10 protein-coding genes are annotated in these 13,776 nt (G+C 45.8%); all 10 read right to left on the bottom strand.

What is annotated here, in order from left to right; genetic code table 11:
- Positions 1-58: 58 nt before the first annotated feature.
- The 10 genes from BACSA_RS12255 to BACSA_RS20415 all read right to left on the bottom strand — a co-directional run bounded on the left by BACSA_RS12255 (position 59) and on the right by BACSA_RS20415 (position 13,763).
- Positions 59-670, bottom strand: coding sequence for a polysaccharide deacetylase family protein (locus tag BACSA_RS12255; RefSeq protein WP_013618406.1), 612 nt, complete (start codon positions 668-670; stop codon positions 59-61).
- A 124-nt stretch (positions 671-794) separates the two neighbouring features.
- Positions 795-4,127, bottom strand: a complete 3,333-nt coding sequence (locus tag BACSA_RS12250; RefSeq protein WP_013618405.1) for a DUF2723 domain-containing protein — start codon at positions 4,125-4,127, stop codon at positions 795-797.
- 197 nt (positions 4,128-4,324) lie between these two features.
- On the bottom strand, positions 4,325-5,014 hold the full coding sequence (locus BACSA_RS12245) for a metal ABC transporter ATP-binding protein (protein WP_013618404.1): 690 nt from the start codon (positions 5,012-5,014) through the stop codon (positions 4,325-4,327).
- A complete protein-coding gene (locus tag BACSA_RS12240) occupies positions 5,011-5,865 on the bottom strand; it encodes a metal ABC transporter solute-binding protein, Zn/Mn family (RefSeq protein WP_013618403.1) in 855 nt (284 codons plus the stop codon). Before BACSA_RS12240 ends, BACSA_RS12245 begins: the two co-directional genes overlap by 4 nt.
- 159 nt (positions 5,866-6,024) lie before the next feature.
- Positions 6,025-6,486, bottom strand: a complete 462-nt coding sequence (locus BACSA_RS12235) for a hypothetical protein (protein WP_013618402.1) — start codon at positions 6,484-6,486, stop codon at positions 6,025-6,027.
- Between the two features lie 240 nt (positions 6,487-6,726).
- Positions 6,727-9,009: a hypothetical protein gene (locus BACSA_RS12230; RefSeq protein ID WP_013618400.1), complete on the bottom strand. Its 2,283-nt coding sequence runs from the start codon at positions 9,007-9,009 to the stop codon at positions 6,727-6,729.
- A gap of 27 nt (positions 9,010-9,036) precedes the next feature.
- Positions 9,037-9,933: a hypothetical protein gene (locus BACSA_RS18940; RefSeq protein WP_013618399.1), complete on the bottom strand. Its 897-nt coding sequence runs from the start codon at positions 9,931-9,933 to the stop codon at positions 9,037-9,039.
- A gap of 21 nt (positions 9,934-9,954) precedes the next feature.
- Positions 9,955-10,950 (bottom strand): hypothetical protein, encoded by a 996-nt coding sequence (locus BACSA_RS12220; protein WP_013618398.1) that lies wholly within the window; start codon positions 10,948-10,950, stop codon positions 9,955-9,957.
- A 150-nt stretch (positions 10,951-11,100) separates the two neighbouring features.
- Positions 11,101-13,326, bottom strand: a complete 2,226-nt coding sequence (locus BACSA_RS12215; RefSeq protein ID WP_245546547.1) for a glycoside hydrolase family 2 TIM barrel-domain containing protein — start codon at positions 13,324-13,326, stop codon at positions 11,101-11,103.
- Positions 13,233-13,763, bottom strand: a complete 531-nt coding sequence (locus tag BACSA_RS20415) for a hypothetical protein (protein WP_052305992.1) — start codon at positions 13,761-13,763, stop codon at positions 13,233-13,235. The genes BACSA_RS12215 and BACSA_RS20415 overlap by 94 nt, the downstream gene beginning before the upstream one ends.
- Positions 13,764-13,776: the final 13 nt, after the last annotated feature.

The following is a 13,776-nucleotide window of genomic DNA, read 5'->3' as shown; positions in this document are numbered from 1 at the left end:
CAGTACCAGCCTATCAGGACTGGGGACAGAGATAGTTAGCTTTGAAAACGAAGATATATCAATCGAAGACTTTGAACGTATAGCCTTGCGCCAATAACCATTCGATAGCACGGGGAAGGGCATACTTCAAGCGGGGTTCAGACTTAATGGAATCGTGGAAAGTAATGATAGAGCCGTTACGGACGTATTTCTTCACCTTGGCAAGCACCTGCGGTCCGGTAAGGCGCTTGCTATAATCGCGGGTGACAAGGTCCCACATCACAATGCGGTATTTCTTCTTTAAGACATGATATTGCACCCAACGCATGTGCCCGTGAGGAGGGCGGAAAAGGTCGGTATGCAGGTATTCGTTCGCCTTATCGGTGTTTGCCAGGTAATTCTGGCTCAGGTATTCGAAACCACGGATGTGGTTGAACGTATGATTCCCGAGACGATGCCCGCGCTCTACCACCATACGGAATTCTTCGGGATGCTTTCGTATGTTATCGCCTACCATAAAAAACGTGGCTTTAATGCCGTATTTATCCAACAGGTCGAGCACCCATGGAGTAATAACGGGGATAGGCCCGTCATCAAAAGTCAGATAGACCGATTTTTCATTCTTATCCATCCGCCACATAGCACGCGGATAAATCCAACGAAGTATCAACGGGGGTTGTTCGATGAGCATTTCTGATAGCAGTTAATAATTTAATAATGAACAATTAATAATTAATAGGGAATAGTGAATAACGGTATAAGGCATAAAACCTTTACAAACTATCCATTGTGCACTATTCCCTATTAATTATTAACTATTCGTGAGCCGGATTCGCGCTTCCGACCAAGTTCTCCAACAAGCCATACAGCTGGTCGAACTGATGGCGATAACTTGCAGCAGACTCCAGCGGCTTTCCGTTTTCATCCTTCAGCTTTTCCAATGCCTTGCAAACGTCGTCCAAGATATAGAAATGACGCATGCACTCTTCGTACGAACCTGCAAAACGCACTTCATCAAGGCTCATGTACCATGACGCATATTCTACAGAGTTCTTCGCCAGCTGGACAAGGATATTCTCGGCTTTTCCGGTTTCGCCCAATGCCGCATAATCATCCGCCATTTCTTTCGAGCTGCTATAGATGTAATCGTGACGCACCGTGGTGCTCGGGATTACCTTTTCACAATAGTCGAGCACTTCCTTCGCCTTGTCGTTCTTGCCTTCCTTAATCAATTGGGAAGCAAGTTGCACGAACATGCGGCGGTGCGTATCGCACATTCGGAGCACGGTTTCATCCAAATAGATATCCGGATTGTCAATGCCGCCGAACTTGAATTTGTGCATCAGGTTGTCGTACATCTTCTCCGAGTCAAGGCGGCGTCCTAACTTCGCGTTATCAAACGGCGTGATGCGGTAGGCAAGCCCCTCCTGCAAGAAATTGTTGGTCAGGTTCAAGTGATTGTCCGACCCCACGGTAATCGCCATATACATCGGACGTTCCCAATTGGTATTGGCAAGCATTTCCAGCATCATCAGCTCGCTCTTATACAATACCCGTTTGCCCTTCAACGAAAGGTGCATATAGTCGGGTATCGAATCGGGCGCCAACATGCCCGAACGCTTGATAGCCTCCTTATCCAACTTAATCACAATGCTGTCCGTAGGAATCATCTGCAAGCCTTCCTTCGGCGAGCGTACCCAATATTTCAGGATATTCTTCAACTCGTACGGGTTTTCGCCGAACTCTTTCTTCGCCTCTTCGGGATATTGCTTATAATAATTGTTGATGGTTTCCATCGCATCGGGACGCACGTAAACCGCTTCGTTATGCCCTTGCACATAGTCGATACGTTCCCAATCAATAGGCACGGAAGGCGAGTCGTATGCCGGGCGGCGCATCTGGTCGATGTACCAGTCGGTCTGCAAATAACTCAGGTTGCATACACGCACATCGGTGCGGAAGCCTTCGGTCTCCTGATTGTACCACAAGGGGAATGTATCGTTATCTCCGTTGGTAAAGATAATCGGGTTGCCTTCTGCCTGTACCGAGTTCAGGTAGTTCTGTCCGAAGTCACGGCACGTATAGCGTCCGCTCCGGTCATGGTCGTCCCATGTCTGGCTCACCATCTGCAAAGGCACAAGCAAGCATACGGCACTTGCCAGAATAGCCGACGGCTTCTCGCCCAATTTCGTTTTCAACCATTCGGCAATAGCGGCTACTCCCAGACCAATCCAAATGGCAAAGGCATAGAACGAGCCTGCATACGCATAGTCCCGCTCACGCGGCTGCTGGGGAGTCTGGTTCAGATATAACACAATGGCAAGTCCGGTCATAAAGAAAAGGAAGAAGACAATCCAGAACTGCTGGATGCCCCGTTCGCCCCGGTATGCCTGCCAGAACAAGCCGATGATTCCCAATATCAAAGGCAGGCAATAGAACACATTGTGCCCTTTGTTGTTCTTCAGCTCACTGGGCAATAAGCTTTGGTCGCCCACCAACGCCTTATCAATGAACGGAATGCCGGTAATCCAGTTGCCATGCTCGATTTCGCCCTGACCTTGTATATCGTTCTGCCGTCCGGCAAAATTCCACATGAAATAACGCCAGTACATATAGTTCAGCTGGTAGATGAAGAAGAACTTGATGTTGTCCCACTGGGTCGGAATCTTCACCATCAGCATTTCTCCGCATTGGTCGTACGGAACCTGACGGCCTTCCACGCCTCCCAGCCAACTCTCGTATGCCGCCGCATGCGCGTCGCTATACATACGCGGGAAAATCATGTTCTGCGCATACTTGTATTCATTCTTATGGCGCACCACTTCGTAGCTGTCCTTCTCGTCAGGATTTTCTTTCTCCTTGCGTTGGTACACCGGCGCACCTTCGGTCATGGCATATACGCATCCTCCGTCCACTTCTTCCAATGCGACTTTCGAAGCGTATGTCTGCCCATAGAAAAGCGGACGCGTACCGTATTGCTCACGTCCCAGGTATTCGCCCAAGGTAAAGATATCTTCGGGCGAGTTCTGGTCCATCGGCGTATTCGCCGAAGAACGGATGACGATGACGGCATACGAAGAATACCCTACCACCATCATCATCAGGCAGAGCAAAGAAGTGTTGAGCGTACGTGCGCTGACCCGGTATTTTTCGGGAAGATTGGCAAACAGATAGAATGCCAATACCGCCAGCACGATAATGCCGATAATCACACTGCTCACCCCGTGTCCGTAGAAAGGAATGCCCAGCAAGCCCACGGTAGTAAGGAAGGAAATATTCATCCGCTTGCGGCTCCGCAAGGTATAGCTTTCGTATATACCCCATACAAGGCTTGCCGCCAACAGGATAATATAGATAATGAGTCCGGTATTGAACGAGAACCCGAAACCATTGACAAACAAAAGCTCGAACCATCCGCCTATCTTCACAATGCCCGGCACAATGCCGTAAAGCACCACGGCAATCAATACCATCGAACCGCAAAGCGCCAACAGGCTTCCTTTCAGGTTGGCATTCGGATTCTTCTTATAATAATATACCAGCACAATCGCCGGAATACAAAGCAAGTTCAACAAATGCACGCCGATAGACAAGCCCGTCAGATAAGCAATCAGAATAAGCCAACGGTCGCTATGCGCCTCTGTCGCACGGTTTTCCCATTTCAATATCAACCAAAATACGACGGCGGTGAAAAGGCTGGAGTAAGCATATACCTCACCTTCTACGGCACTGAACCAGAAGGTGTCGCTCCACGTATAAGCCAATGCGCCTACCAAGCCCGAGCCCATGATGGCAATAAGCTTTCCGGCGGTCATCTCCTTTTCATCGGGACAAATCAGCTTCTTGACAAGGTGCGTGATGCTCCAAAACAGGAAAAGAATACATGCCGCGCTCATCAACGCACTCATGATATTCACCATCCGTGCCACTTGCGAAGGGTCGCTCGTGAATTGGCTGAACAAATTGGCAGTAAGCATAAAGAACGGCGCACCGGGCGGATGGCCTACTTCCAGTTTATATCCGGTGGTAATGAATTCGGGACAATCCCAGAAACTGGCAGTCGGCTCAATGGTCATGCAATAGGTACATGCCGCGATAAGAAAAGCGATCCAGCCTACCAGGTTGTTAATCTTGTTGTATTGTTTCATTATGAATGGGTTTGTTTAATTTCTCTGCCAAATTTGCATAATCGGCGCAAAGATAGTGATTTTCACCTCAGCACAGGTATGCGCCCGATAGTTTTTCGTTTTTTTATCATTACCTGCTTATTTTACCACAGAGAGCACAGAGGCACACAGAGGAAAATTTTAAAAACTCTGTGTCCTCTGTGGTAAATATAAACATGCTACACCAGCCAGCCTTCCGGAATATCCGTATCCGCACGCTCATCCAACCGGTGATTGACATACGCAATGCGCTTCACACGCTTCTGCACCGCCCCGATGTCATGGCTTACCAGAATAATGGCATGCTCCCGGTTGATTTCCTCCAGCAACGCATACAAGCGGGCCTCGAAACGCTTGTCGATATACGTATTCGGCTCGTCCAGGATAACCACTTGAGGATTTGAGACCAAGGCGCGCCCCAATAAGGCACGCTGCAGCTGACCTCCGCTCAATTGCCCGATAGCCCGCTTTTCCAATCCCTCCAGCCCCATGCGGACAATCACTCTCCGCACCTGTTCGTGCTGGGCAGGAGTAAACGGACGGAACAAAGACTTTTGCTTGTTCAAGCCTGAAAGCACCACATCGTACACGGAAATAGGAAACTTCTTGTCTATCGCGGTATACTGGGGAAGATACCCCATGCTGATGCCGGATACCTCCTCGCCTTCCTGATAAAAACGGACAGCCCCCGACACAGGGTGGAGCAAACCCAATATCAATTTGACAAGCGTAGTCTTCCCGCCCCCATTGGGACCGATAATTCCCAAGAAATCACGCTCGTATACATTCAGGCTTACGTCCTCCAGCACCGTCTTGCGTTCGTATTCGGCAAAGATATGCTCCAATCGGATAATCGGTTGCAGATTCATAGCTTCTCGTTCGGGTTCGACAACACACGTGCAACGGCTCTCATCTCCCGTTCCCATTGATAGCTGAGCGGATTGATAGTCACCGTCGGGACATGCAGCTCACGGGCAATCACCTCCGCATTGCGGGTATCAAATTCTTTCTGAACAAATATCACCCCGACATGCATCTCCCTGCACCGGGTAATCAACGTTTCCAGTTGTGCGGGCGAAGGCTCTTTTCCTCCTTCTTCGATGCTGATTTGAGTCAGCCCGTATTCCCTGGCAAAATACGACAAGGCAGGATGATAAATCAGGAAAGCCTTTGGCGCATCCGGCAGATACGCCCTTATCTCCTTATCCAGATTCGTTATCTTCGCCTTCAATCCGGCGGCATTGGTTTTGTATTCTTCCGCATGCTCCGGGTCCAGCCGGCACATCACACGGGCAATATTATCCGCGATAATCCCCGCATTGGTAATCGAAGTCCAGATATGCGGCTCTATCCCTCCGGCATGAGCGTGCCCTTCCTCCCGTATCAGTTCAATGCCTTCCGAAAGGTCGAAGAAAGGCACATCTTTCGCATTCTGCTGCAACTTGTCCGCCCAGGCCAGTTCGTATCCGAGGTATCCTGCACGCAAGAAAGCCCGGCTCCGGCTCAAGTCTATCATCTGCCTGGGCGTAGGGTCGTATGTCTCAGGGCTGCTCCCCTCCGGCACCATACTTACCACTTGATACCGGTCGCCTGCAATGGCTTCGGCAAAATAGCGCAACGGCTCGATGCTTACGGTGATAACCGGCTTCTGCCCAGCCTGTTGGCTCCCTCCGCAAGCCGTAAGAAGCAAGGCGATAAGAAGAAAAAGATAGGTTTTCATACATTGGTCTTTTGTTTCCTGCGCAAAAATAATCATTCTTGCCCATATATGCAAAACCCGAAAGACAAGCGACGAAGAGTAATACAGTAAAAAAATGTCCGTCAGGCACTTGCAAAGCACCTGACGGACATTCCTATTATCTGATGTCCTGTACCGTTCTTATTCTACACGCCGGAAAGTCACCTTTTCATAATATTCATAATCGCTCTCCACTTCATGTATTTCCATAACCAATGTCGTAGAATTTAACGTCGAAACAATACAATAATCCCCGCCTACGTAAAGTCGGTTCCCGTCCAAACTGAAATCGATACCGCTATATTCTACTTCCCATCTGCCACTTCCCGTATACCACCATGTAGTACATGTGTTATCATCATAAAAACCAAACCGGTTATAATCAGCCTCAATATATTCATCCTCATTTACCTCATCCACATCATAGTCCCACTCACTTCTATCACCATCAATGACTTCATAACCTTGGGCACGCACAGGTTCCCAAATACCATAAATCAAACCGGCATCTTCTATTCCTCCTTCATCATCCGAACATGAGACGAAAGAAAATGCAGAAACCAACAAAAGGCAAAGCAAGCCCCATACATTCGTCTTTTTCATAACATTAAAATTTAAATTTAAATTAAACATAAACGAATCATTACCGTTATAGCCTACAAATGTAACATATTTTTGAGGAAATAAAAAATATGTCAAGAAAAAATCACCACTCGTTTATTTACTCCAGCACATATAGTTGCGCCCCGTCCCGCACGTATATGGAAGCAGCTTTGCATATACGTGAAGGGCAGATATAAGCCTGAATATTATTTAAAGTTTCAATGACATACATATATAAATTTAATACAAACGCTCAAAAGTCACATACATTTTATACACTTCTGAATCATTATAAACTGTCATAACTACATCCAAAATCTGTTCATCTAATTGATTTATTCTAAAATAGAAATTAAGCATTTCACCTTCATCTTCATATTCCAACAGAAGCGAACCGCTACTATATCCCCAATTACCGTATAAAGTTGGGTCTCCTGTCAAAAATGTACCATCTGCCATTATTAATAAATCGCCCCATGTCCATCCCGGGTCATCATGAGGATGATCTGCTCCTATCGTTTCTGAATGAGTCGATTTCAATTTCCAATAACCAATGATAGAATCATTCTTTTCTTTCTTAGCCTCTTTCACTTCACCATAATAAATCTGCCCATCTGCAATCAAATAGGCCCGATAATAGTAGGTAACATCATCTTCCGCTATGATAGTCGTTTGGAATAGCCCTTCATCATTCCCACTTGCTGCATTGTGTGTCCCATAAAGCGTAGGATTCCCGCTTGTATCATAGCAAATGCCATATTCAGTGATGTTACAATCGGCTTGCAATGCCGGGTCAAAAGAACCTAACAAGGTCAATGATTCGCCTTGAGAAAGATAATGTTCTGTAGTTACACTTATTTCCGGTTCAATCTCTACAGAAGGGCTTGCCTCTATTTCACCGAAAATAGGCATATTTAATTTAGGTCGAATATAATACGTTTCATCTGTAGCTAAACCACTTATCATTTTCATAAAAGGATTAACCATATCCTCTGCTCTATAATAAAAAGTCCAGTTGTTTTCTATCGGCAACTTTACTTCATCCTTATTATATAACTGATAATCCACCTCAACAGGCACTATTAAATCATTCACTACATTTGATGTAATAACCGCTTGTGTCTTATCCGTAGCAGTGCGTTGAGCCTTTAAATCATCAAATCTTGGGAAAAGACTATATTCATGAGATAATAAAGGGAACGTAAGTGCACATTCTTTTACTAAATCCTCATCGTCTTCTTTACTACCAAACAATTCTCTAAAATCAATAATAGCTTGCCCTCTTGAATCTAAGAAGTTTAAAGCAATGGTTGTTTCTTGATTTTGTTCATAAAAATTAGGAGATCCAATGCCCTTCATTGAAGCCTCTATGGAAGGTCCAATATCTGCGCTTAATTGCATAAGCGGCTTTTTGAAGAAAAGAGGCTGTATTATAAATGCAGCCTCAAGCCCCATTTTATATTTCCCATCCAAAGATAAGCCATTAAAATCAAGATTAAACTTTGAATTAGGCAACACATGAGCTCCCACTTTAAACCCTTCTCCTCCACGATAAAGCCCACCTGCTTGTATAGCAGCTTCTGCACCGAATCCTCCACTTACTTCAAAAGAACCTTCAAGTTCTCCAAAAACATTTATATCTATTCGAGGTTGCAAAATAAAAAGTATAACAGGAATAACTTGCACAGCTCTACTCTCTCCTAACTCTCCTAACTCTCCTAACTTAGTATTCTTTTTGGCAAATATTTTAACAGGCATCTTACTAAATGAGAGAGAAGCCAATGTCCCATTAAATATCCTTCCGGAAGCTTCACCTTCAACCGAAATACCTACATTAAAAAATCTTTTAAATCCCGCCGTAAAAGAAACATATAAAGGAGTATTTTTATAGTGTTCTATTACAAGATTGCCTTTTACCGCAAAACCTGAATTTCCACTTAAACTTACAGATACATCATCATTAACTAAAGGGAGTTCTTTAATTATATAATTGGTTCCCTCGAATCCATCTGCATCCGAATACTTTTCCATTCCCCACGAAAATGCTCTTGAATCAGAATCATCTGATTCTACTTCAAATTCAAGTTCTTGATTAATGCTTAGCTCATCAAAAGCCTCTGTTAATGAAGCAGGAACAGTATGTATTTCATAACTACCCCCACTTGATACAACTTGTTCTACCTTACCCATAAACCCATAAGGGAACTTTTCTGAATCTACACCACATACAATAACTTGACCAACTTTAGGCAATTCTGGCTCAGGGATAGCATTGCTAAGTTTAATGTTATGATCTGTTACAACATCGTTCTCCACATAGTTAAGAATATCTTCCGTAAGCACAAAAGCATCTTCACTTAATACAGCTATATCTTCATCTCCAGCCGGTTCTTCCGGATCCTCTGTACCCGGATCTTCCGTACCTCCATCCGGTTCTACCGGATCGTCTTTCGAACAAGATAATATTGTCATACCGCTTAACAATAGCATGAACAAATAAAAAGAAAATCTGCTTGCTTTCATAATACTAATTTTGTTTTGGTTGTCTTTTTACAATCGAATACTGATATAAAACCGCATGGAGCCGGTTTTCCACTTGATTTTATCATTCTCTCCCTTCAACATATCGCCCATGCTTGCATCTTCGTCCCAATATTCTTCATCCTCCAAGTTTCCAAGGTCAATGTTATTGTATTTCGTATTTCCCCATCTTCCCTCGATGCCGATGGAGATAATCTTGAACGAGACAGATCCGCCGAGGGTGAAAAACGTCCCATAGCCATGGTACAATTCCTCGCTTGCCACCAACATAGAATACGATGGAGCTACACGGAAATAGCCGCTCACTTTCAAGTGGCTGACAGGATTGATAGTGACCGAAGGGCCTACCTGTGTGCTGATTTCCATTTGCATCATATCATCGGAAACCTCTTCATCGCCTTCTGTATCAGGCAACGGGGGCAGATAACCGTCTTCGTAATAATAATCCCCATACCCCAAATAATCGGCATTGCCGCCAAACACGCCGAACTTATCTTTATACTTCACAAAATTCAAGTCGTAAAAGGTCCAGTCAATGCCAAACTTTATCATGCCAAGAATCGGTTTCTTATGCAAATAATACGTACGGCCTTGCCCATAATTAAAACCGATTTCACTCTTCCATGTTCCGCCTCCGTTTTCTTTCCGGGTCAAGCTTTGACTGACATAACCGATGTTCATGTATTTCCGGTGCTTGCCCCATACTTCCTGCAAGCGTTCGTTTTCTTTATTCTCTTTGATTTCGCCAGATAATGCCGTTACGGTTTGTCTCAACGAATCAATCACTTGCACCAATGAATCAGTGGGCTGAGAAGAAGATGACGCTTCATGTATGCCTTGCGCCATCGCCGGACACGATAAACCTATCAGTACTCCTATTATTATATAGACATATTTTCTCATCATGACATTCCTTTATTTAAATGGTTATTGAATCGATTGGTTTCTTTCTTGCACATAAATTTCCTTCACAAAATAATCAAGACCGTAGCGATGCAACCATACTTGTTGTCTAAAAAGTGCATCCTCCGGAATACGGAATGTCAATGCATCGCGCTCTTTATCTATCGAAACAATCTCTACCGGCTCTGAATTCAAGGCAATCACATCCCCTTCTTCAAAGAAACCTCCGGTGATGGTCACTTCATCCCCCGCGTAATACTCACCTTCCGGAAAACGGACGATATCCATCGGCTCCACATTGATATAATAATTGGGGAACAAAATCTCTTCTCCATTATGTACATACATGACACGCATCTCGCCAATGCCTATCAGGCTTACTTTCAAACTATTCTCGTCTGAAGAGATAAAAGGCATTTCAATCCATTCACCGGTAATCGGCACCGTTTGCCCTTGTTCATAATCATACTTGGTATATTGCACATAGACTTTATCGTCTTCTAAAGGAGTATCTCCGTAAATGGTAATATACCGGTCTGTTTCATCCGCATAATAATCGAAAGATTGTTCCATAATATTGTTTAAAACATTCAGGGCACACAATTCTCCTCTCCGCTCGTAATAAACCATAGCACTTCCCGTTGCGGCATTTGCCGGAAGTATAAAAGCCAGTTCCTTGTCGGTATGCCCGTCAATCCGTGCCTCTACCCGTTGGAACTCATCGGGAATACCATCCCCATTCGTATCAGGCATATCAGCATAATCCCCATTCTCAAGTTTTTCTTCATCCATATCCGGACTAATGCCTTCTACATACACTTTACTGATTTCCGAAAGAGCATTACCTTTTAATAGCACTTCCGACCCTAAATAAAACTCTCCAAAACCGGGTAACTGTACATAAAAGCCCTCTCCTTCTCCCCCGCTATAAGGAGCGCGTTCTTCTTCTACACACGCAGTTCCTATCCCTGTCATCAGTAATAACAAGGAAAAGGAAAACCATTTTTTTATTGTCCTCATATTTGATTTTTTGATAATATATCTTACCCCTACAAGTTTGCTAACAAAATTAAAGACAATATTTAACGTTCTCTAATAAAGGTATCAAAAAAGCGTCCCACTTCCAAAAATGGGACGCTTTTTCAAGTGTAAAGAAACAATATTCTATACTTAGCGGAAGCCAAACCATAACTTGATGCGGAAGCCTTCATCACCCTTGTTCACCTTGACGGTAGAAGAATTTCCGCCTAAGCCTTGCGAATTAACAGCAGGTATGTCGAGCAGGAAGGAAAGGTCGCCCGCAGGATATTGCTTGACAGAAAGTCCCCGGCTCTCACGGTCCCGTTGTTCCTCAGGAGTGAATATATGCAGGAAGAGCCCGTCTGTTTCACTATAAATATGCAAAGAAGGTCCATCCGGATTTTGCAGCGTAGCCCAATAAATTCCGGCATGATAGCCTTTGAACTCCGGATAGACAATCGGAATGTAATATTCACCTGTAACGGTGTTGTTATAGGCTTTCTGCCAAATGCCGTGGCGTGTCCCCCGGATGCGATTTTTCCATACACGGTAAGGACCGTGTCCCAACCATTGCATTCCTTTTACGGCACGCTCCGGATAAGAGAAAGTGAAGCCTAAGTTATATACATCCTTGTCATAAAACGCGCCACGCCGGTTAAGAATCAGCGCATCCATACCCAGTAATCCGGAAGGGGTCATCCGCCAAACAATAGAATCAGTTCCTCCCGTATACTTCACGGTGAATACGGCTGTATCGCCTTGCATCCGTACTGCAGAAGAAGATACTTCAGCTTTCATACCAACAGGAAGCGGTCCCCGGCTTAACGGAATAAGTTGTCCGTTTCGCGTAAGGCTGAGAAGCATACCGTCTGTCCGGCTAAAAGTGGCACGTACTTCTCCGGCTTCAAGCATGACACTGTCTTCGTCCAGCTGATAACGGGCCGGCATTGTGGAGACCGTTCTCTGATAAGCTTCAAAATAAGCACGAGCATTGCGGATAGGATACGTCCATGTACATACCGTATCGCCAGCCGCATTGTATGCTTCCAGTTCCAGCATATCGGCTTGCCGGAAACCTTCGGGCAGGGTAAAGCGAGCCGTTCCGGTCTCACCTGGGGCGATAGCAGGCAGTTGGACATCGCCTTCAGCCAGACACACGGGGACTTCGGGAGATAAGGGAGTCTTCCATACCCGCCACTTCATGCGGGCTTCATCCAAGCGGCTGAACAAATATTCGTTAGTCACCCGAAAAGCACCATCAAAAGAACCGGTCACGCGCATCGGCGCTATTTGTATAGGTGACCACACTTCACGGACGGTATAGAAACTTCCTTCGGGCTGACGGTCGGCACTGACAATGCCATCAGGCGCATTGGGACCATACGTATCCATCTGTCCGGTATCGGTACGATGCAAAGCCTCATCCACGTAAGCCCATGTGAATCCTCCGGCAAAGAGGGGACTGGTACGGAACTTCGCCCACAAACCTTCCAAGCCGGCTCCTTGCCCCCGGTCATACAGTCCGTGAACAAATTCCGTCATCATGAATACATTCTGCCCGCGTTCCATGCGATACACATTGTCTTCTCCATTAGGGTAATGTCTTGTGTCCAATCCGTTAAAATTGGCCCACGGATGGATGACATGCCGTTGCTGAGGGTCATAATCGGCAAAACGGTCATCTACGGTAGTATTCCATCCGCCTTCGTTTCCATTGCCCCAAAGGAAGATGCAAGGATGATTGACATCTCGGGCTATCATTTCAGGAAGCAAGCGTGCGGCAATGCTATCGCTATAACTGTTCTGCCAGCCAGCCAATTCGTACACATAAAGCAAGCCCAACGAGTCGCAAAGCTGCAGGAAATGCTTGTCGGGCGGATAGTGCGAACGTACGGCATTCATGTTCATCTGTTTGATAAGGCGGGCATCCTTCAAGTCGAGCTCCCGACTTACGCTACGTCCGGTTTCAGGGTCGAAACAATGCCGATTGGTACCTTTCACCAACAATTTGACTCCATTAAGATAAATACCATCAGCTGGTCGGAACTCCACGGTTCGGAAACCGATACGGTCTGCCATCTCGTGAAGGAGGTTTCCGTCCGCATCCAGCAAACGCAGGGTGAGCTGGTAAAGATGGGGATGTTCAGGATCCCATTTCCGAATATTATCCCATTGCGCCGTAAGCGTTTGTTGAGAAGCAGTGGTAAGCTCGAACACCCGTTGTCCCACCAGAGAAGCCGAAGCGACCGCTTTCAGTTCCATCTCCAGCCGGGAGCCTTCTTTCAAGTTAGCCATATAAACATCGGTGCGTAATGTACCATCGGCACGTGCATCCACGGCAAAGCGTTCGATGTGTGTCTGTGGTTTTGCTTCCAAATAAACAGGCCGGTAGATACCTCCGAAGAGCCACCAGTCCGCCCTGCGTTCGGCTGCATTGACCGACTCGTAGCCCGATTGTAATCACAGGCATCTTTAGCCAGATACCATGAATCCTTCTCCGTTTCACCTTTCAATGGATGCATGACATCAGATACTTTACGAATGGAATCCACTTCGGCATTGGTCTGCCAGACGGGTAAAATAGGCGGGAAGAAAACATACAAGTCACGGGGATTGTAGCACATGGAATATTTCCACTTGCCTCCAGCCATCCGATTGTTATAGAAATCTGTCAATTGTCGTATCTCCTGATAGGCTTTCTGGCTTTCGGCACAAGCACGGAGCATGGCTTCATCCCGTCCCCATAACGTCTCATCGCATTGCCCCATGGCATACGAACGGGCACGCTGCGCTTCGAGCATCTTCCGTGCCATGGCTTCCGCCGCT

The organism is Phocaeicola salanitronis DSM 18170 (assembly GCF_000190575.1).
GTDB lineage: Bacteria > Bacteroidota > Bacteroidia > Bacteroidales > Bacteroidaceae > Phocaeicola > Phocaeicola salanitronis.
The sequence above is the reverse complement of the archived record's forward strand: the minus strand, read 5'-3'. Positions and strand labels throughout refer to the sequence as shown.

Excerpts from the sequence above, each read along its gene's own strand:
- BACSA_RS12255 (WP_013618406.1), bottom strand. The coding sequence starts at position 670 with ATGCTCATCGAACAACCCCCGTTGATACTTCGTTGGATTTATCCGCGT.
- BACSA_RS12250 (WP_013618405.1), bottom strand. The coding sequence starts at position 4,127 with ATGAAACAATACAACAAGATTAACAACCTGGTAGGCTGGATCGCTTTT.
- BACSA_RS12245 (WP_013618404.1), bottom strand. The coding sequence starts at position 5,014 with ATGAATCTGCAACCGATTATCCGATTGGAGCATATCTTTGCCGAATAC.
- BACSA_RS12240 (WP_013618403.1), bottom strand. The coding sequence starts at position 5,865 with ATGAAAACCTATCTTTTTCTTCTTATCGCCTTGCTTCTTACGGCTTGC.
- BACSA_RS12235 (WP_013618402.1), bottom strand. The coding sequence starts at position 6,486 with ATGAAAAAGACGAATGTATGGGGCTTGCTTTGCCTTTTGTTGGTTTCT.
- BACSA_RS12230 (WP_013618400.1), bottom strand. The coding sequence starts at position 9,009 with ATGAAAGCAAGCAGATTTTCTTTTTATTTGTTCATGCTATTGTTAAGC.
- BACSA_RS18940 (WP_013618399.1), bottom strand. The coding sequence starts at position 9,933 with ATGATGAGAAAATATGTCTATATAATAATAGGAGTACTGATAGGTTTA.
- BACSA_RS12220 (WP_013618398.1), bottom strand. The coding sequence starts at position 10,950 with ATGAGGACAATAAAAAAATGGTTTTCCTTTTCCTTGTTATTACTGATG.
- BACSA_RS20415 (WP_052305992.1), bottom strand. The coding sequence starts at position 13,763 with ATGGCACGGAAGATGCTCGAAGCGCAGCGTGCCCGTTCGTATGCCATG.